The organism is Staphylococcus carnosus (assembly GCF_900458435.1).
Taxonomy (GTDB): Bacteria; Bacillota; Bacilli; order Staphylococcales; family Staphylococcaceae; genus Staphylococcus; species Staphylococcus carnosus.
Genome location: NZ_UHCT01000001.1, coordinates 165,305 through 184,707 on the forward strand (window position 1 = coordinate 165,305; position 19,403 = coordinate 184,707).

General features: G+C 30.9%; 20 protein-coding genes. 8 read left to right on the forward strand and 12 right to left on the reverse strand.

What is annotated here, in order from left to right; translation table 11 throughout:
- Window positions 1-14 precede the first annotated feature (14 nt).
- Window positions 15-1,247: an NADH:flavin oxidoreductase/NADH oxidase family protein gene (locus tag DYE31_RS00705; protein WP_015901569.1), complete on the reverse strand. Its 1,233-nt coding sequence runs from the start codon at window positions 1,245-1,247 to the stop codon at window positions 15-17.
- A gap of 1 nt (window position 1,248) precedes the next feature.
- Entirely contained in the window at window positions 1,249-1,611 is a 363-nt protein-coding gene (locus tag DYE31_RS00710) for an ArsR/SmtB family transcription factor (RefSeq protein WP_015901568.1), read from the reverse strand.
- Window positions 1,612-1,961: 350 nt separating this feature from the next.
- Here DYE31_RS00710 and DYE31_RS00715 point away from each other — a divergent pair, with 350 nt between their 5' ends.
- Window positions 1,962-2,357, forward strand: a complete 396-nt coding sequence (locus tag DYE31_RS00715; RefSeq protein WP_015901567.1) for a hypothetical protein — start codon at window positions 1,962-1,964, stop codon at window positions 2,355-2,357.
- Between the two features lie 77 nt (window positions 2,358-2,434).
- Here the strand turns inward: DYE31_RS00715 and DYE31_RS00720 are convergent, their stop codons facing one another.
- Window positions 2,435-3,739, reverse strand: coding sequence for a TcaA second domain-containing protein (locus DYE31_RS00720; protein WP_015901566.1), 1,305 nt, complete (start codon window positions 3,737-3,739; stop codon window positions 2,435-2,437).
- Window positions 3,739-4,692 (reverse strand): zinc ribbon domain-containing protein, encoded by a 954-nt coding sequence (locus tag DYE31_RS00725; RefSeq protein WP_015901565.1) that lies wholly within the window; start codon window positions 4,690-4,692, stop codon window positions 3,739-3,741. Before DYE31_RS00725 ends, DYE31_RS00720 begins: the two co-directional genes overlap by 1 nt.
- Before the next feature lie 292 nt (window positions 4,693-4,984).
- Here DYE31_RS00725 and DYE31_RS00730 point away from each other — a divergent pair, with 292 nt between their 5' ends.
- The 4 genes from DYE31_RS00730 (at window position 4,985) to DYE31_RS00745 (ending at window position 9,481) form a co-directional block, all read left to right on the forward strand.
- On the forward strand, window positions 4,985-5,722 hold the full coding sequence (locus DYE31_RS00730) for a zinc-ribbon domain-containing protein (protein WP_015901564.1): 738 nt from the start codon (window positions 4,985-4,987) through the stop codon (window positions 5,720-5,722).
- A 50-nt stretch (window positions 5,723-5,772) separates the two neighbouring features.
- Window positions 5,773-6,951, forward strand: a complete 1,179-nt coding sequence (locus DYE31_RS00735; RefSeq protein WP_015901563.1) for an ATP-dependent nuclease — start codon at window positions 5,773-5,775, stop codon at window positions 6,949-6,951.
- A 124-nt stretch (window positions 6,952-7,075) separates the two neighbouring features.
- Window positions 7,076-8,227: an AAA family ATPase gene (locus DYE31_RS00740; RefSeq protein ID WP_050731424.1), complete on the forward strand. Its 1,152-nt coding sequence runs from the start codon at window positions 7,076-7,078 to the stop codon at window positions 8,225-8,227.
- A 3-nt stretch (window positions 8,228-8,230) separates the two neighbouring features.
- Window positions 8,231-9,481, forward strand: coding sequence for an LlaJI family restriction endonuclease (locus tag DYE31_RS00745; protein WP_015901561.1), 1,251 nt, complete (start codon window positions 8,231-8,233; stop codon window positions 9,479-9,481).
- Between the two features lie 158 nt (window positions 9,482-9,639).
- On the opposite strand, the gene DYE31_RS00750 is transcribed toward DYE31_RS00745, so the two are convergent.
- The 7 genes from DYE31_RS00750 to DYE31_RS00780 form a co-directional block, all read right to left on the reverse strand.
- Complete coding sequence (locus DYE31_RS00750; protein WP_015901560.1) at window positions 9,640-9,990, reverse strand: PTS glucitol/sorbitol transporter subunit IIA; 351 nt, start codon at window positions 9,988-9,990, stop codon at window positions 9,640-9,642.
- Window positions 9,991-10,034: 44 nt separating this feature from the next.
- Entirely contained in the window at window positions 10,035-11,054 is a 1,020-nt protein-coding gene (srlE, locus tag DYE31_RS00755; protein WP_015901559.1) for a PTS glucitol/sorbitol transporter subunit IIB, read from the reverse strand.
- Window positions 11,055-11,065: 11 nt separating this feature from the next.
- On the reverse strand, window positions 11,066-11,617 hold the full coding sequence (gene srlA / locus DYE31_RS00760) for a PTS glucitol/sorbitol transporter subunit IIC (RefSeq protein WP_015901558.1): 552 nt from the start codon (window positions 11,615-11,617) through the stop codon (window positions 11,066-11,068).
- Entirely contained in the window at window positions 11,601-12,074 is a 474-nt protein-coding gene (locus DYE31_RS00765; protein WP_015901557.1) for a transcriptional regulator GutM, read from the reverse strand. The genes srlA and DYE31_RS00765 overlap by 17 nt, the downstream gene beginning before the upstream one ends.
- Before the next feature lie 2 nt (window positions 12,075-12,076).
- On the reverse strand, window positions 12,077-13,963 hold the full coding sequence (locus DYE31_RS00770) for a BglG family transcription antiterminator (protein WP_015901556.1): 1,887 nt from the start codon (window positions 13,961-13,963) through the stop codon (window positions 12,077-12,079).
- A 26-nt stretch (window positions 13,964-13,989) separates the two neighbouring features.
- The gene (locus tag DYE31_RS00775; RefSeq protein WP_053464606.1) at window positions 13,990-14,784 is read right to left on the reverse strand and encodes an SDR family oxidoreductase; all 795 of its coding nucleotides are present in this window, start codon (window positions 14,782-14,784) and stop codon (window positions 13,990-13,992) included.
- A 466-nt stretch (window positions 14,785-15,250) separates the two neighbouring features.
- Window positions 15,251-16,180 (reverse strand): mechanosensitive ion channel family protein, encoded by a 930-nt coding sequence (locus tag DYE31_RS00780; protein WP_015901554.1) that lies wholly within the window; start codon window positions 16,178-16,180, stop codon window positions 15,251-15,253.
- Window positions 16,181-16,552: 372 nt separating this feature from the next.
- Here DYE31_RS00780 and DYE31_RS00785 point away from each other — a divergent pair, with 372 nt between their 5' ends.
- Entirely contained in the window at window positions 16,553-17,518 is a 966-nt protein-coding gene (locus tag DYE31_RS00785; RefSeq protein ID WP_015901553.1) for a dynamin family protein, read from the forward strand.
- A 57-nt stretch (window positions 17,519-17,575) separates the two neighbouring features.
- Here the strand turns inward: DYE31_RS00785 and DYE31_RS00790 are convergent, their stop codons facing one another.
- Window positions 17,576-17,941, reverse strand: a complete 366-nt coding sequence (locus DYE31_RS00790) for a DUF4870 domain-containing protein (RefSeq protein WP_015901552.1) — start codon at window positions 17,939-17,941, stop codon at window positions 17,576-17,578.
- Window positions 17,942-18,163: 222 nt separating this feature from the next.
- On the opposite strand from DYE31_RS00790, the gene DYE31_RS00795 reads away from it, so the two are divergent.
- Both DYE31_RS00795 and DYE31_RS12645 read left to right on the forward strand, forming a co-directional pair.
- Window positions 18,164-19,120, forward strand: coding sequence for a helix-turn-helix transcriptional regulator (locus DYE31_RS00795; RefSeq protein WP_015901551.1), 957 nt, complete (start codon window positions 18,164-18,166; stop codon window positions 19,118-19,120).
- Between the two features lie 66 nt (window positions 19,121-19,186).
- Entirely contained in the window at window positions 19,187-19,342 is a 156-nt protein-coding gene (locus DYE31_RS12645; protein ID WP_156768918.1) for a hypothetical protein, read from the forward strand.
- Window positions 19,343-19,403 lie beyond the last annotated feature (61 nt).

Here is a 19,403-nt window from a genome sequence, read left to right on the forward strand (position 1 = left end):
TCTTGGTGTCTTTGTTATCCTCTTCTTTGCGTGAAAGCAGTTGTGCCATTTTTCTTAATACTATTCCATAAACCTTTCCATACGCTCAAATGCATATCAGGTTGTTTGCCATGTGCCATTAAATCAAATTGTTTTTCATACCAGCTTAGTTCAAGTACAGAAGACAATTTTTTATCTAGTGCTTTTATTCCAGTAGTAATCTTAGGTAATTCAATCGTTTCATAAGTACCATTTAATATTTGGTTTGGCAGGTCAGGATCTACTGCGAAGGGTTTTGCAATGCCGACCATATCAATAGAACCGCCTTCAAGAGCATCTTCCATACCTTCAGCAGAGCGGAAACCACCAGTAACGACAATAGGTGCTTTGACTAATTTACGTGCTTTATCAGCATAATCTAAGAAATAAGCTTCACGTTTTTTAGAACTTTCGCGTACGTTGCTACCTTCAAACATGACAGGATTTTCATAGTTGCCGCCTGAAATTTCTATCAAATCAATACCTGCTTTATCGATAGCTTCTAACACTTGCATTGATTCTTCTTCAGTAAATCCGCCGCGTTGGAAGTCTGCAGAATTTAATTTAATCGCAATAGGGAAATTTTCTCCAACTTGGCGACGCATTTCACGATACACTTCCATCAAGAAGCGCATACGATTTTCTGCATTGCCTCCCCATTGATCATTACGTTGGTTATGATGCGGAGATAAAAATTGATTGATTAAATAACCGTGTGCTGCGTGAATTTGTACGCCTGTGAATCCTGCTTTTTTCGCAATACGAGCAGTATTGCCAAACCGTTTAATTAAATCTAAAATTTCTTCTTCTGTTAACGCACGTGGTGGGTTGAATGCCCCTTCAATTCCACCTGATAATGGGATAGCACTTGGTGCTACCGGTTGTTTGGATAGACTTTTTGGAGATTGTTTGCCTGGATGATTAATCTGCATCCATAGTTCTGTATTTACTTGTGTTCCAGCTTGTGCCCACCGTTTCAACATTGGTAAATCACGCTCATCTTCAATAACGATGTTGCCAGGTTCGCCTAATGCATTACGGTCAATCATGACATTCCCTGTCATCAATAAGCCAGCACCGCCTCGAGACCAGCGACGATATAAATTTACAATACTCACTGTAGGACTGTTATGACTATCTCCTAATGTTTCGCTCATAGATGCTTTGTAAAAACGATTTTTAGTTGTGAAATTCGGTTGTTCTAATTTTGTACCTAATAAATTTGTCATATTAAAACGCTCCTTCTTCACGTGGTTCATAATATTCTTCAATATAATCATTCATGTGATTAATTAGTTTTTGTAAAGATTTGATACTCGTATTTTCAGGGTTAATGGAATAAAAATTCATTGTGCCGACTTTTTCTACTGTTACAACATTAGCTTCTTTTAATACGCGTAAGTGATAAGAAACAGCTGGGCGAGATAAATGTGTCTTCTCTGTAATTTCACCAACACGCATTCCTTCATTGCAGCCGATTTCTATTAGTGCCATCATAATTGCTTGGCGTGTTGCATCACCAATCGCAATTAATACATCCTGACATTCTTGAAACTCATTTGTTAGTTTTTGTAATCCTTCAGGATTTTTCATTAAAACTCCTCCGTTCGTTCAAAGAATTAAACCATTGAACAATTGAACTATAACACGATTACATCCTTTATACACATTGAGAAAGCAAACGTAGACGTTTAAATTTTGAATAAGATAATAAGATGAGTAGTTCGATTTAGGAAAAATGAAATGATTATATAGAAAATAAGTGGTAGTGACACAAAGAAATATTAATTTTAACTACTACCATAATTTGATTTAGCATCCAAATGTGAATTAAATAGTTTAAAGTTACTAATAGAGATTTTTATCTTAAATAACTATATAGCCTTATCATTATTTTCAACCAATAATTTTATATTATGATACAAAAAGTAGGAGTTGAATAAATGAAAAGAATCTGGATGTTGAGCGTGTTTTTAGTTGCTTTATTAGTTGGATGTGGGAAGAATGAAGAATATAAATTTTTAGAAGGGTCATGGAAGAACACATCGTTGAAAACAGGAGAAAATAACTATCTAGTTTTTAAAAGTAATAGAGTTATGAAAAGATTCTCAGATAAAAACTTTAGTTATAAATACCAAAATGAATATAAGTATACTGTTGAAAACACTAATGAAAATGATAAATTTATAGTTAAAGAAGAATCACCAAATATGGTAATGGAATCAACATTTAAAAAGATAGATAAAAATATAATTAAAAGAGAATACGTGAGAATTTCTAGTGGTGAATTAAGCCATGAAGGACCTGATGACGAAATGTTTTATAGATTGAAAAAGTAACATTAGAACTTTTTGATTAATACATAGTAGATTTAAAAATTAAAACTGCCCAGACCTTAAAGTCTGAGCAGTTTCTATTAATCTCCGTAACCAGAATCGATTTCATCGCCATGTTCGTCGTATTTTCTGACATATCCATCGCTATCGATTTTATAAGATCCGGCTAAATCGCCGTCTTTGTCAGTGTATGAGAAGCCCCATCCACCGCCTGTTTTTTCTGGTTCTTTGAAAGTATATTCATCTGTATCTAAAAGGTGACCTTCGAATGATTCAACTTTGTCGATAACATTGTCGCGAGTTACTTCGTCATGACTTGAACTACTGTCATCGTCGTCATCTTTGCTGCTTTCTTTGTCTTTAGCTTCGATATGTTTTGAAATAGCATTATCATCGAATGATAAGTCTACATTTTCTGTAGAATCGCCATCTCCAGAGATTTTGACAATTTCTTTATCAGAAGTAAAGTTTTTACCTTCTACATCAGCCACCGCATATACTTCAACTTTTTCATCTGGAGGATAAGGTCCATATTCCTCACTTGAATCCATTTCATGTTTTTCATTATTAATGTATAGCGTTGTATCTGATTCATTTATATCTGAGTTGTCGATGTTCACGTAGAATTTAATTTGTTTAAAGTTTGGATTAGCTTGTTTCGTGTGTTGAGAAGAGAAGACTTGGAGTTGTCCTTTATAATCTTTTCCATTCTCAGTTTTAGTTGCTTTCAGTTCATAATAACCAAGCGGGAAATCTCCAACTTTACCATTATCCCCGACAGTATGAGTTTTACCATCACGTGTAAATTTCAGTTCGTCGATATCAGACATGCTGTCCACATAAATATTGTATCTTGGAATATCAAATTTATAATCCTTAAAGAAAAGCCATTTGCGGCCTTCTTGTTTAATATCCATGACTTTCTCGCCGTTATATTCAACTAAGCCGCTGTCATGATGGTTGTCTTGCATGCTTTTAGCTTTGTCTTTCACTTGGTTTGCCATTTTGTTGTTTAATTCAGATTCATTCATTAAATTTAAAAAGGCTTTGGCTTCTTCTTTAGTTAAAGGTTTGCCGTCAGAAGTAACATTATTTTTCAGTTGGTCAGCATTCTCATTTTTAATCGCAGAAGCGACTGAATCTGCTTTTTTAGTCACACTCATTTGTGTTTTGCCGACAAAGAATATAATAACCGCAATGATTGCGATAGCGATCAGCAATGCGATAATGACCCAAGCTAAAGGTGACATCGGTTTACGCGGTGAATGGTTGTTGTGTTGTGATGCACGACTAGGGTGCTGATGTTGATCGACTGGCGTTCCGCATTGCGTACAGACCTTTTGACCATCTTTAATTTCGTGTCCGCAATTTTTACAGTAACGCATTAATAACCACCGCCAAACGGTGATAAGTCATCCATAATGTTTTTAAAGCTTTCCATTAAGGAATTACGTGCCATTTCACCATAAATCATTAAAACAATCAGCTGTAATGCTATGTAAAGCAAGATACCGAAAAATACTGGAATACGAATAGCGTGGAAGCTTGAGTATTTTGTAATGATATAAATTGCTGCTGAATAGAAGCTGATAATACCTAATAATGTTAGGAATGAACCGATTGAGATAATTTCCATTCTCAAAAGTAAAATACCTAGAATAAACAATATGAATGAGAATGTATTAACAAAGACGAAATCAGATAATAATTTTACAAAGCTGATTGAATCTTTAATTGTTAAGCGTGCAGTGAGTGCCAAAATACCATAGCCAAGTACGATAAAGAGTACAAGACTGAAGAAGAAATTAGAAACGACATCGCCTTTAGAGACACCGAGGTAAGATACTTCTTTAGGTACTAAAATCATAATTACTAGTAATGTAATGATTAAGAAAACGGCTGATAATATGCCGATAAATTTAAGACTGAATGGTTTATCTTCAGCTACGACACTGTCGTGCGTTTTAAAGAGTTTGCTGAAGAAAGTAGAGCCTTCGTGTTTGATGTCATTTGCGTGCTGGTTGAATTTTTCTGAGTTGAATGTAGGTTGTTGGTTTGAAGTTGCGGGTTGTCCTGTGTGGTTGTAATTTGTATGTTGTTCTTGTTGTGTATGGTTGGTGTGTGTTTCAATGTTGGGATGTTTAAGTGATTGGCTGTGATGTTGTGTTTCAGATTGCGTTTCAGCGTGTGATGTTGATGTGGCGTTTGTGCGGGAAGGGTCAGGTTGGTCTTGTTTTTTAGCAGCAGCTACTGGTTTTGACTTTGTCAGGTCAGTTCCACATTCGCCGCAGAAGCGGTCGTCCGGACCTACAGGCGCACCGCAATTAGGACAATGCATAGTTAGTTCCCCCTTGTTTACTTTTAAATTTTTATTTGTTTCGCACACAATATTGTATTACGATTAATTTCATAGTAGCATACTCATATATAGATATCTATATCACAATAAAATTAATTATTTAAATTTTAGAAATGTCTTTTTTGATTGTAAATTTTTGTTTAAATCGATGTAAAACTCATGTTTTAATTTAATCTTAAAGATATGATTAAAAGAATTTTTTAATCTAGTATCTTGTTAGTGTTTTTCTTATAATTATTGTAATACAACCATTTTGAAAGGGGATTTAAATGTGAAGTTCTGTACGCACTGTGGAAAGCCTTTGGAGCCGGATGAGAAGTTTTGTTCCAAATGCGGGACAAAAGTACCAGAGAGTCAAAGAGAGAGACCGTCACGTTCAGATATGAACAGAGGAGGTGCGGTTCCACAACAAAGACCATCTTCTAATCATAAGAAGCCTGCGTGGTTGTTTGTTGTGATTGGACTGGTGATTGCTTTATTGATTTCTGGAATAGGTTATGCCGCTTATAATGCTTACAATAATAAAAATGCTGATAAAGGTCATAATCACCATTCAACAACATCTGACCAAAAACAAAGTACTACGAATAAAGAAGATGAATTGCCAGAAACAAAACCTGTCACTATTAACGTCAATACTGATAGTTTTAGTGAAAATTATATGAATGCAGATAATAGCAGTGGCTATGATGGTTTTTATATTGGTGATACGAAAGACAGTATTGAACATAGTTATGGTAAACCAGAAGGTACCATGGATATTAATGGGAATGAAGCACATCAATACGGCAATATTGCGGTAAGTTATGATAATAATAACCAAGTCGATCATGTTTTTGTGACACCGCATGATATGAGTACAAGTGAGTTTACAGACTTCCATAATACACCTAACGAAAAACGCGGAGATACTTGGTACTATGATAAAAATAAAGATAATGGTTATACGATTAAAGTCTATACAGATGGCAGTGAAGTAAAAGCGATAGAGAATATAGACCAGATATAAAGATAGATTAGTGAAATTAATATAATAATATAATTTTTAGGAGACTTATAATGTATATTTCAAATATGAAATTAACTAATTTTCGTAGCTTCAACGGAAATAACGAATTACAATTTAATGATGGATTAAACTTTTTTGTTGGAAATAATAACTGTGGAAAAACTACAGTTTTTAAAGCTGTAGAATTTATACAGAATGGGAAAGATAAGTCGGAATTTATTACTATTGGAAAAGAAAACGAAGAGATAGCTGTAGAAATCACATTAAGCGGTGATGATATAGAAGGCATTGTAAATAATAATGAATTGAAAAAATATAAAAATTATATATATGAAAAAAACGAAACTCTCAATATTACAATTAAGAGAAGTTCGAAAAATGATTCAATAGTCCAAAACGGTAGAAAAAAGGATTTAGATATTAAAAATATTCGGACTTGGAATAATGAAGAAAATCAATTTGAGAATCCCACTGGTATCGACAAAACGATAAATGCCCTGTTTGATGCTCAGTTTGTGTACTCGGATATAAAAAATGAAGAGTACCGAGATTTTGGAAAAACAAAAGTAATGGGAAAATTAATTAATAGTATAACTAAAGATTTTCAGCATTCGAAAGTTTATAAAGATTTAATTAAAGCTCATGAAAAAGCCTTTGGCGATGAAGGTTTGAAAAGCTCGCTACATGATACAGAAAAAGAGTTGCAAAAAATACTTGGTGAGCAATATGGTGAAGCAGAAGTTGAATTTAAATTCGAATTACCAGATATGAATAATTTTTTAAAACATGGCACAATAAATTTAACTGAAAATAACATCACTACAGAAGTTAGTGAAAAAGGAACAGGAATGCAAAGAGCTTTAGCTATGAGCTTAATACAAGTATATTCTAATATAGTAAACAAAGAGAATGCTAAGCAACTTTTATTTTTTATAGACGAACCCGAAACTTTTTTGCACCCGAAAGCACAAGCTAAAATAATCAATGCTTTTAGAAAAATTTCTCGTGAAACACAGGTGTTTATAACTACTCATTCTCCCTATTTATTGAAACAGTTTGATAATGATATAGACGATATTAAAATATTCAAAAGTGAAAGCGATAGAAAAGTAATTTGTAGTCAAAATATTAATTCGTTTCCATTTAGTCCTACATGGGGAGAAATAAATTACTTAGCTTTTGATATAGTGAATGTCGAATTTTTTAATGAATTATATGGTTATCTGTAACATATATCTGGAGAAGACAGAATTACGAGCTTCGATTATTATTTGAAAAGATAAAACACATCTTTTAAAATTATATTGCAATTTAGAATATAAAACTTTTTCACGTGAAGAAGTTGAAAAAAGATTGAATAGAGTTAAAGCTGATACTAAAAAAGAATACTCACTTTATTTATCTAAAAATGAATATTTATTATATAAGCATGATGCAGATTTAGAATTTGAAGCTGATAATGTTTTGAGAAAAGATAGGAAAGCAAACAATGTGGAGAATGAAGTTAAAGCGGAATTAAAAACAAAGGGAATTAATCGTATTTATTTTGGTGCTCCAGGTACTGGGAAATCTTTTAATTTGAAAACATTTATTCAAAATAATGGAATAGAGAATTATTCTGATGAAATAAATCATCCTAATGTTTACCGAACAACCTTGCATCCAGAGTTCAGCTATTCGGATTTCATAGGACAAGTAATGCCTTCTGTTAAAAATAGCGGTAAAGATACTTCTGAAATAACTTATGATTTCGTACCAAATATATTTACAGAAGCATTAAAATCGGCAATTCAAAAACCCGAAGAGCCTGTTTTCTTAATTTTAGAAGAAATGAGCAGGGCTAATGTAGCTGCAGTTTTTGGAGATTTATTCCAATTATTGGATCGAGATAATTTAGGGAAAAGCGAGTACCAAATTAATAACGCATTGATAGCTGAATATATTTATAAGGATAAAAATAAGAAAATTTTTATTCCGAGTAATTTATTTTTGTTAGGTACAGTCAATACAAGCGATCAAAATGTTTTTGTTATGGATACAGCCTTTAAAAGAAGATTTGAACACGTATATGTTTCAACAAAAATAAAAGAAGAAGACGAGAATTTGAATGATTTCAACTTTTCATTATTTCAAAATAATGGCGAGAAAATTTCAATGAGATGGGTTGATTTAATTAGAACTTTGAATCATTTTATAGTTGCTCCTATGGAAAAAAATGGTTTGGAATTATCGGAAGATAAACAATTAGGCCAATTTTTTATAAAATTTAATAATAAATATGAGAATTCTGAAGAAGCTCTTCTAAAAAATTATGAGCAAATAACAGGGAAGTTAATACATTATTTATGGACAGATGTCAATAAAGCATCATTTTCAGAAGTCAGCTTGTTTAACTCAGAAATTGATAGTTTTAGTACGTTATATGAGTGGGCAATAAACAAAAGAAATTTCTTTTCTACAACTTTCATGTCCTTATACAATAGCTTTATTAATAACGAGGTATAGATTATGCAAGAAAAAATAAATTTTATTCAGGAAGGTAGAGAAATACCGACAGAAGTTTTTTCTGAGTTTGAGAATGCTTTTGAAAATGAAGATTATTATTTTTCAAAAGGAACAATTAAGTCTAATTTCACTGGTATTATAATTGAAAATGGGAAAGTTTTAGCTTGCTTTCCCAAACATTTTTTTGGAAAAGAAGAATTGAATAGAGAATATATAGAAAAAATCAAAGGAAAATATTATATTAGACTGCTGTTAAAAGTTATAATAAAGTCTGCCACCAAAAAATCTGAAAGAAGTTTAGGTATTGCAAAAGATGTATTTTCGTCTTTTCCATTTAAATCTTTTTATAGAATATACGAATACTATAAAAAATTCGGGCTTTTTTCAGAAACAATCGATAATTTTAAATATGGTTATAGCGGCAAAATTAATTGGAAGAAAACAATTGAAAATTCTCCTCTAATAGTTAATGAAAAAAGTGTAATGTATCTTCCTATGGTTATTCAAAAAAAAGAAAATAAAGATGTATTTATAACAAAATGTATGGCTTTTGCTATAGACTCAACTATAGATTTGATGAAATATATAATTAAATTTGATAAGACTGGAATTGATTATTCAAATATTGATTTTTCAAAAAAAGATATAATTTTGAAAAAGCTTCATAAATATTCTAGAGAAGTATTCAAAGATAAAGATAAGATGTTAATTAAGAACTTAATAATTTTTTTTAAAAATATTGATGGTGGAAGTCAAAATCTATATATTAAGGCAAATACATTTAGTTTGATTTGGGAAGAAATGGTAGAAAATTATTTGAACAATTATTTTATAGGTATGGACTCAAAAGGACAATATTTGAAGTTTTCTGATACTCGTTTGACACCTAAATTGAATTTTGAAAACAGGTTATTTATACCTGATGCAAGTTCAGAGAATATTTATTCATTAGAACTTGACCATTATTTAAATGAAGATGAAAATGTATATATATTCGATTCTAAATATTATAATGAAATTAGCAAATTAGATTATAAGCAAGTTTCTTATTACTATTTGACTAGAGGATTTGATTCTCATTTAGGAAAAAATATTTATAATGCATTAATAACTCCTCAAAGTGTAAATGGTAGAGGAAGTTTTAAAATTCATTTTAGATTGAAAAATGAGTTTAATAACGAAAATAGAGACTTTGTAATAACAGAGCAATATTTAAATATGAAAAAAGTAATGAAAGAATATATTTCTAGTTAAAAAGGTCATTGAAATGTAGTATCAGGGCAAAAAACTCATCTCGAAATTTTCGACTTTTTTAAGCTTTTATATTAAATAGAAATGAAATATTACTATTTAATATGTACTATAAATGTCAAAAGACAACTCATCTTTCAAGATGAGTTGTCTTTTGTATGCTACTTTATTGTTATCTTACTTCCAACATCTATGTTAGGAACCTCTGTATCTTCTAAATATAATGTCCCTGATTGTTCCGCTTCCGTACTACCATCAAATTTCAATGTAATATGACCCAAGTTATTTAAATTTTTATTCACTGCATTACCAACTTTAGTAATCTCAAAAGTTTGATCATCAATAATTAATTTATTTGTTTCTGTAATATCTTCTTCAACAGGATTTACATTGATAATATAGCAATAATCTTCTAACTCTGCCGGCGCATTACTGCCGAATAGAATCACCATTTTTTCTTCAGCAAATGCATTTGCGTCCTGTCCTAAATTAATAACTTCAGTTTGGTACATAAATATGACTCCTTTATATCTTTTTATTTATTTTGAGCAAATAGTTATTTATATAATCCGAAACTTGCTAACCAAGCAACGAATACCCTAGGCACACCATTTAAAAATCTTGAATAGAGAACGGAAGGTACACCCACTTCAATTGTTTTTGTTTCTGCTTCTGCCAGCCCTAAACCAACAGGAATGAAGTCAGCAGCGTTTTGTGTATTGATTGCGAATAAAGCAGGTAATGCCAAATTAGGAGGGATATTTCCTTTTCCAATTTCAACGCCAATTAGTGTTCCTAGTACTTGTCCGATTACACCGCCAGGTCCTAATAATGGACTTAAGAAAGGTAAGGAACAAATGAAACCGATTGCCATTAATCCCCAAATATTTCCTGCTAATGGAGACATAATTTTAGCGAACAAATCTCCTATACCAGATCCTTGAATAATCCCGATTAATAATGCTACAAACCCCATGAATGGTATAACAGTAAAGAGCATAGTTTCTACTGCATCTCTAGCGGCTTGGTAGAACGTATTAATAACCTTACCTGCAGCTAAACCGATTTTTGTTAATAAACTTTTATTTTCTTGTTCGGCACGTGTTTCCATGATTTTTTTATCTTTAGAATATTTAGGCGTGCTTTCACTTTCTTTTTCACCTTGCTCTTTAGTAGCAGCAATTGTATTATTGTTCTCTGTAGATTCTTCAGAAAACGGAGAAACTTGTTCAACTCCTACGTTAGAAACATAAATGTTTTCAGTAATATATTGTCTTAAAGGACCACTTTTTCCTGTTGCCATAATATTGATTGTTGGAATTCCTTTTTTTGGATAAATACCACATCTTAAAGTACCGCCACAATCAATAATTACTGCCATAATTTCTTCTTCAGGAACAGAAGTTTCGAACCCATTGACTGGTTCAGCTCCTGTAATATCAGCAATTTTATCTACAATTTCAGGGCGATGGCCCCCTGTGATATAAACAAGCTTATTTTTTTCGCCTGTTACACCAATAATTAATGGACCTCCAAAACCACCAGAACCTTTTACAATTTTAGCCTTTTCATTCATAGCAGCTCACCTTATCCTTCCATTTTAACTTCAGTACTTAATTTAACGTTTTGTTGTTTTTCTACATAACTTGTTGTAAAGTCTGTAATCCAACCGCCAATGAAGTTCATAACTAAACCAACAAGGAGGTATCGTACAGCTAAATCTGCTGTTGGTAATCCTAGCTTTTCAATACCATGAGCGATTCCTAAGAAAATAAACAATTCAGCCGGGTTAATATGTGGAAAAATACCATTACTTGTATGTGCGAATTGCGCAGCGGAAGCAAAATAACTTGGTTTGTACTTTTCAGGCATAAATCTTCCTAATGAGTGAACCATTGGATTAGCTAACATAAATGAACCTAAAAATGGTAAAACTAAATATCTCATTAGTGGGTTCTTAGATGACTTTGTGGCAATAGTATTAATACGATCTTCACCAATTAATTGGATTAACGTATTCATAGCAATTAATAACATTAACACTAAAGGTACAATAGAACCCATCCAGTCAATAAACGTATCTGCTCCTGTTTGGAATAATTTGATAAAACCTTCAGCGAATTTAACGATGTAATCCATTTTTTAATCCCCTTTCGTTTTTAAATATACGATTTACTTTGTTTACTACCTTCATAATAGGAGAAGGTATTTTTTCGATTGTGCCACCGTTTTGAATAACATTAAATGTGTGTTGAGCATCTAATATAGCTTTAATCAGTAATTTATTGTATTTAGTTAAATCTGTATCTTTGAGCTTTTTGATTTTTTTACCTTCTAACCCTTTGAGCTTTTTAATTTTGGAAAATACAGTAACACCTTGCATATATCGTGCATCTTCTATTTCATTTTTATTATTGAGTTGAAGTAAAACAAGCGTTCCTGCTTTAAAGATTGAAGGCCGTCTTCCGATAGCTACTCTGCCTTTAGAACGTAATTCAGTATAATGCTTGGTAAAATGTTTGATCTGTAAGAATCCTAAACCGTATTGAATTACAAAACCCACAGCAGCTAAAATAATTAACATAATAATAAACACGATTAATCCCTCATCTCTTCGTTTAATAAATATACAAAATCCTCAAAATCAGTCTGATTTGTAATTTTCTTTGTTAAATACATGTTCTTAGTGATACTTAATACTTCTTCATAAATTCTGATTAATAAAGCTTCATTATTTATAGTTTTTGGCGTAGCAATTAATATAACCATTTTCAAGTCGGGGTAACTTTTGATTGTATTATCTAACAAGGCTACTTTGATTTGGATACCTTCCATTGAATGAGTAGCGTGAGGAAAACCCACAGCTTTATTTATTGTGGATTTTAATATTTCGCGCTCTATAATCGTTTGATCAAACTTACTATCTACGCGTTGCTCATCAATCATTTCTGAAGCTAAAAACTGAATAACTGAATAATAGTCATCGGCATCTGATAAATGATAAAAATCTCGTTCATTAATAAAATCTAATATTACGCTTCTATTAAAGACTTCTTTATTGCTAATATCTTTATAAATCAAAAATTGTTCAATGCGAAGCTTGAAGTGTTTTTCATTAAAGACATTTTCAATATATATAATTTTATTGAACAAACGATTTAGCGGTTGAGTAGAAATAATGAAATCATATTCAGATTCCACGATACTCAAATCAGCTTTTTCAATAGCTTCAATGGAAATATCTTTTCCAAATATTTTATAAAGATAACTAGAAAGCAATTTGATAGTACTTAGGCCGCCATCTGTATAAATACCTATATTTTTCATATCTGAAAATCTTTGCTCTAATTGTTCCAAATATACACTGAAATATATTGTTAAAAACCCTAATTCAGGTTTTGAAATAGATAATCCTGTATATTTAGTAATACTATCACCTAAGATTTTTGAAAGTTCAAAGGCAAATGGAAATTGAATATCCATTTCAGCAGAAACATTATTTTCTAACTTAATATTAAAAATCAATCTATTGATAAGATGCTTGATGTGAAGTTTAATATCTTTGTTGAATAGATTTTCATCTATTTGGATATCGAAATATCTTTTTACATCTCTAATGGTATTGTTAATTATTTTCATAATGAGTTTTTCATCTGATTCATTAATTATTTCTTCCATTAGTGAAGCTCTTCTGCCTAAAAGTTGTATAGCAATAAGAAGAAGTTCGTAATTTGAAGTACTACTTGTATAAGTTTGAGATATATACTCATTTAGAAAATTCAAGGTATTAAATTCATTGGATTTAAAAATGGCTGTATCTGTATTTTTAAAGCTATCTTTTTCAATGAATTTGTGTTTGCTTAGTCTAAGCAATGTAATTTTGATTGAATTTTGAAGGTTGAAAAAGGTTTGAGTATCCAGATTCATAGTGTTTTTAAGATTATCTAATTTTTCGTTTAAAGGTTGAGGTAATTCTTCCTCATTGAGAATTTTCGGCAACTTTTCTATTGCAAATTTTCTAATATAAATTTCTTTGCCTTTTAAAGAAATCCCAACATTAGGCTTTCCTATGATTTGTAAATTGTATTCTTTTATTTTTTCTTTAAGTTCTGTTACTAACGTGTTAAGTGCAGTTCTGCTTAAATATAGTTTCTCGCTCAAGTCATCAATAAGAGATATGTCATTTGTAATCAATTCATAGAATAATTTTCCTAAGCGATTTGTTAAAATGCTTTCAGAATCATTATTTAAAAAGCTATCTTTATTCAATTCATCCCAAAATTTTTGATCATCCATAATAGTTAAAACTAAAAGAGAATCTCTTTTTCTGATAGAAAAGATGTTTTCGAATTCTCGATTGATTTGTTTGATATAATTTGTAATTGTTTTTTCTGAAATATCTAATTCAACAGCTGCTTTATCTATTGGTAAATTTGACTTTAATAAAATTTGGACCAACTTAAAGTGTTTTTGATTTAGCGGCATATTATACCCCCTCTATTTATTGGGGATTAACCTCTTGATTTACCGCCTGAAATGTTAATAGTTGTTCCAGTGATATAACTAGATTTGTTTGAACTTAAGTAGCAAACTAAATCAGCTATGTCGGTTAATTTTCCTACTCTTCTTAAAGGAATAGACTTAGAATAATCCCCATTTAATTTTTCTACTGTGGTATTTCTGCAATAAGCTAAAGCATTTTCATATTCAGAAGTTCTTAAACCTGTTTCTTCAATTATTCCAGGGGCAATTGCGACAACATTTATATTGAACTTCCCTAATTCTTTTGCCCAGCTTCTTGTTAATCCAATAAGTGCTGCTTTTGTTCCTGAATATAGACTTTGTCCTTCTGACCCTTCTTGTCCAGCCTCACTTGAAACATTGATAATAGTACCGGAGTTATTTTCGATAAAATGTTCAGCAACTGATTGACTAAACCAAATCGGCCCTTTCAAGTTCACTGCAAACATTAAATCTAAATCTTTTTCATTTATTTCATACTCGGGTTTTTCTTTTTTAGAATCAGTTAGTAGACGAGGTAAGTTGATACCTGCATTATTTACTAGAACATCGATTTTTTTCTCATTTTGAATAACATCTTTAACAGTTTCTGAAACATTTTCTTTGTTAGTTACATCTGTTTGGATAAAATGATAATTTTTATGAGATAAGTCGTTACCTTTAATATCTGCGTTATAAACTACGGCTCCATTATCTAATAACTCTTTTACAATCACGTTTCCGATTCCTGAACTTCCCCCGGTTACAATAATCACTTTGTTTTCAATTTCTAGCCAATTTGACATATGACTGACCTCCAATTAAATTCTTTAATTTCATCTTAAATTAAAGCGCTTTCACAATTAATACACCATTATGTGGAATTTTTGGAAAATGATTGTATTAATTAATGGAGAATAGAGTGAAACTTTTTTATGTCAGCAAATTATATTTTACCATGCGTATTGCAAGTTAATATTAGTAAGTTTTCGAAGTAGAAAAAATAATATTTCCAAATATGTATAATTATAGGAGGAGACTAAATATTTTCTTTTAAAGGGTTAATTTTATATAAAACTAATATTTTATATAAAAGTTCAGTATAATCAAATTATAAAATTTAAAACCGAATAATAAGAGGAAGGTGCAACATGAAAGAACAAGCAAGTTTTGCTCATAAATAAACACCCCTAAATTTGAATTTTGGGGTTCAATTTTAGAGGGTCACTTCAGTACACAAATTGAGATGGTTCTTTTGCTTTTATAAAATAGTCATTTCTCTTTCGGCCATTCCACAATATCCAAACGTAGTTTTTCTCCGATGAGTTCAATATTATTATCTCTTGTGAGATACGGTAATATTTTCTCATTCAGATCAGATTTAACAGTACTCCCATCTGTATAGTAAGCAGGGAAATAGCAACTGATTACTATCATATTATCCTCTACAAGAAGCTTTGTCTTAGCTTCCAGTGAACCGTCGAAAAGAGAAATTTCAGCTTTGATTTCACTCAATTCCTTAGGAGAGTAACCTCCTTTAAATTCTTCAACATAATCTGCTAACACTTTATCACATATACGTTTAGCTGTTTGCCAATCGCTATCGACAGTTAAATGATAATCTACTTCATGCCAATTAATTTGAGTTAAATTAGCGTAATTAGTAAGTGTTTTTTCTAGTAAAATGTGATTTGGAATATTAATCACTTTACCAGTTGGTGATTCAGTTGATAAACCAGCTGCACGTTCTGCAAGTTTAAAGTGTAAAGGAGATATTTTTATAACATCCCCGATATGACCATCAATTTCTACACGATCATATAAACGAAATAGGCGCTTATTTAATAAGAGAACCCATGCGACCAGTTCTACAGCCAATTTTTTGACTGAAAAAATCACAAGTGCTGCAAATAATAAGACGATAACCATCAACGAGTTCATCGCATTAATCCAAGTTGCTGAAAGCAAAATAATAGCGCCAACGATAATAATATTTTTGATAGATCTGCGTAAGAAACGATAAATCTTAAGATCAGAAGCATATGTCTTTAAAAAACGTTGAATAATGAGATGAAGCCAAATTGAAACTACAATAATAAGTACTGTAAATATTATCTTATGAGAAAGGTTTGAAGGGTCGTTTACACTACTCTCAATGTTTTTGAATAGTGTCTTGATAAAATGTTTAATTTGTTCGTCCATACTGATGCTCCTTTCTGATGCTGTTATTGTAGAAACATGCAATATGCAATTAAACGCAGTATATCAGACAGTGAAATATTATACAAAATGGTCCCCTTATTGAATCATTCGGTTAATCTCTACCTCTTTGCATAATTTAATAATCGGTTTTCTTTTGATTCGTGCATAATAAAAGTGTTTAGCAATCTTCTGGGCCAAGAAGTTATCATATTTCTTTTCTTTGTAAATAAGCTCATAGCGTTCGAATTTAATCATAGAAAACACCTACATATTTTTACGTTAAGTGTAAATAACAAGGTAGTCATTTTTTTGACTAGGTAGGATGATAAATTGAGATTATCACTTTGCAATTTTTAAATGGAGGGGAAATGTTTGGAAGAATATAAAGAAAAATATATTGAAAATAAAAATGAAATTACGAGTGCGATTGAGGTTATATTAGAGTATATTAAACAAAGTAAATCAGATTTGAAATTGGGAGAAAACATCTCGGAAATTGAAAAAATTAAAGAAGCTTTTTCAATGAAAGACTTCAAAATCGTAGTTACAGGGAATAATGGTGTTGGGAAATCTACATTTATTAATACGTTAGTAAATCAAAACATACTGCCGATAAAGCCTACGAAAGTATTAACATATATCAAACATTCAGATCTGATACATGGGTTTGAGGTAACGAAACTTTATTTGAAGAACAAAGAAATCATTACAATTGATAACGATAAATTAAATAGATTGAGTGAAAATGATTTAAGTGAAGTTGAATACTTGGAAATTTTTCTGGACTCAAATTTTTTGAAAGAAGATGTTGTTATTGTAGATACACCTAGTATTATGACACTCAGTAAAGTACAAGAAGAAAATATTGATACTCAAATTAAAGAAGCTGCTGCTCATATTTTTTTATGTAGTGCAGACCATGCTGGATGTACAGCAGAAGTAGATTTTATTCAAGATAAAGAACAATATTTAAACAAAACATTATTTGTAGTAAATAAAATGGATCTTATCCATCCAGAAGAAGAGGAAGAAATTATTGATGCTATGATAATGAATTTTGACCTTAAAACTACTGAACACCTATTTTTAATGAGCATACACAATGATGACAATCCTATGATAGCAATTAAACAACAGTTGGAACAGGTGATATTCGAGGACGACAAATTACAAAAAGAAATTGCTGAAGCATATAAGACAATAAATCGTCATTATGCTTTGCTAATGAAAGAAAATTTATTGAAAACGAATGAAGAACTAGAAAATGATGCATTCTTTAAGAAGATAGATGATGATATGAATGCTCTATTTAAAAAAATGAGAAATAATTTGAAGTAAATAGAATATACACCAAACAAAGCAAGCCATCCCAAGGCTTGCTTTGTTTAGGTTCTACTATTTAATGATTGGAAGTGAGAATGGTACTACATAATCTTCGCCTTTGTTAACGGCAATAATAGCCATGATTGTATAAACAATACTTGCAATCGAGATAGCAATTAATGGAATGATACCTATAATAATAAGAGTTAAAATGTACGAAACTACTCCGTAAATTGCATAACTAATAGCATAATTTAAATAGTTTTTACCTTGTTGGTTGATAAAAGGAGATTCATCTTTTTTCATTAACCAAATAATTAAAGGACCTATAAAACTTGTGAATAAACTTAAAATCCACATTACCATTGCCATTGTGCGATCATCTTTTGGTACTTCTTGAAATCTTTGAGGATTTTCAGAACCGTTTTGAAAATTCATTTCCCTTATCCCTTCTTTATTGTATTTTTTGCTTTTAGCAAAAGTAAGTATAAGTACACTACAAAATACTTAATGCAATACTCTCATACATTTATTGTATATGTATAGATAGTCAATTTTTGTCTATATTGTGTAGTTTATTTGTATTTACAAAAACTTAAAAATAAAATCATTAAATTTAATGATATAATTTGTTGAAATAGAGGGAATGGTGGTTTCAAAATGGCGAAATCTATACAATTACTTGAATTATATTTACGTTTTTTAGACGGCGAAAAACTTACAAAATCTACAATAAGTCAATATTTTGATAATAAGTTAGATAGAACAATCCAAAGGTATATTTCTGAGCTCAATAAATTTATTAGTAGCTACGAGGCAACTGAACATTTATATATCAAATATGATTATAAAATTAATGCCTTTAAGATGTTTAATAACGGCAATCAAAACATTGATCAAAAACAAGTACTGGCCATTATCAAAATGCTGATGGCAGCAAGAGGGCTTACTAAAGAAGAAATAGATAAAACAGTTGCACATTTAACAGAACGTCTAAAACCAGAGGACCGTATTATTATTGAGCAAGCAATCCTTTCTGAAATGACGCACTATCACCCCATGATTCATGAGGAACCGCTATTAGACAAAATATGGGATATCAATCTCATTATTCAAAACGGTCAATCACTATCATTTGAATATTCGAATGCTATGAATATGGTTAAGCATCATGTAATCAAGCCAATGTATATTACGTTTTCAGAACTTTATTTTTACGTTGTAGGTGTGAATGAGAAAGAACAAGTTATTATTTATCGTTTAGATCGGATTCTCGAATATGAAGGTATTAAAAAAAGAATTGCCACTCCAGATTCACCTTATTTTAAAGAAGGAGAACTGAAACAACGTATTTACTTTATGTATGGAGGAAAATGGCAGCGCGTAAGATTTGAATTCAATAATGGAATTATAGAATCAGTCATGGATCGCTTTCCAACTGCAAAATTACTTAAAAAAGATTATGAAAATAATCACTTTGAAGTTGAAATTGAAGTTATAGGTAACGGCATTATAATGTGGCTGCTTTCTCAAGGAAGTAAAGTGAAAGTATTATCTCCACAATCAGTAAAAGAATTATATTTAGAAGAGTTAAAAAAGATGATAGATCAATATTGAGGTAGACAAAATTTGTCTGGGGGCATGTGTATGATACAAGTAATCCAAGATGAGAGGATGATATGCATGTTCAAGTTAACCGACGAACAAAAGAGAAAACTAATCGACATGATATTTGTAATAGAATATGACGAAAATCAAGATGAAGAAGAGTTCTATCGTGAATTAGAAAATGAACTACGTGAAATTTTCGAAAAAATAAAGCGATTTTTTTGGGTTTAAAATGTAGTCATATTAGCTTCTGTATCTTGGAAGTTAATATATTTATATCTTCATTAAGGCG

What these genes read in the sequence shown, in the direction of transcription:
- DYE31_RS00705 (WP_015901569.1), bottom strand. Translation starts at nt 1,247, where the DNA reads ATGACAAATTTATTAGGTACAAAATTAGAACAACCGAATTTCACAACT.
- DYE31_RS00710 (WP_015901568.1), bottom strand. Translation starts at nt 1,611, where the DNA reads ATGAAAAATCCTGAAGGATTACAAAAACTAACAAATGAGTTTCAAGAA.
- DYE31_RS00715 (WP_015901567.1), top strand. Translation starts at nt 1,962, where the DNA reads ATGAAAAGAATCTGGATGTTGAGCGTGTTTTTAGTTGCTTTATTAGTT.
- DYE31_RS00720 (WP_015901566.1), bottom strand. Translation starts at nt 3,739, where the DNA reads ATGCGTTACTGTAAAAATTGCGGACACGAAATTAAAGATGGTCAAAAG.
- DYE31_RS00725 (WP_015901565.1), bottom strand. Translation starts at nt 4,692, where the DNA reads ATGCATTGTCCTAATTGCGGTGCGCCTGTAGGTCCGGACGACCGCTTC.
- DYE31_RS00735 (WP_015901563.1), top strand. Translation starts at nt 5,773, where the DNA reads ATGTATATTTCAAATATGAAATTAACTAATTTTCGTAGCTTCAACGGA.
- DYE31_RS00745 (WP_015901561.1), top strand. Translation starts at nt 8,231, where the DNA reads ATGCAAGAAAAAATAAATTTTATTCAGGAAGGTAGAGAAATACCGACA.
- DYE31_RS00750 (WP_015901560.1), bottom strand. Translation starts at nt 9,990, where the DNA reads ATGTACCAAACTGAAGTTATTAATTTAGGACAGGACGCAAATGCATTT.
- srlE (WP_015901559.1), bottom strand. Translation starts at nt 11,054, where the DNA reads ATGAATGAAAAGGCTAAAATTGTAAAAGGTTCTGGTGGTTTTGGAGGT.
- srlA (WP_015901558.1), bottom strand. Translation starts at nt 11,617, where the DNA reads ATGGATTACATCGTTAAATTCGCTGAAGGTTTTATCAAATTATTCCAA.
- DYE31_RS00770 (WP_015901556.1), bottom strand. Translation starts at nt 13,963, where the DNA reads ATGCCGCTAAATCAAAAACACTTTAAGTTGGTCCAAATTTTATTAAAG.
- DYE31_RS00775 (WP_053464606.1), bottom strand. Translation starts at nt 14,784, where the DNA reads ATGTCAAATTGGCTAGAAATTGAAAACAAAGTGATTATTGTAACCGGG.
- DYE31_RS00780 (WP_015901554.1), bottom strand. Translation starts at nt 16,180, where the DNA reads ATGGACGAACAAATTAAACATTTTATCAAGACACTATTCAAAAACATT.
- DYE31_RS00790 (WP_015901552.1), bottom strand. Translation starts at nt 17,941, where the DNA reads ATGAATTTTCAAAACGGTTCTGAAAATCCTCAAAGATTTCAAGAAGTA.
- DYE31_RS00795 (WP_015901551.1), top strand. Translation starts at nt 18,164, where the DNA reads ATGGCGAAATCTATACAATTACTTGAATTATATTTACGTTTTTTAGAC.
- DYE31_RS12645 (WP_156768918.1), top strand. Translation starts at nt 19,187, where the DNA reads ATGTTCAAGTTAACCGACGAACAAAAGAGAAAACTAATCGACATGATA.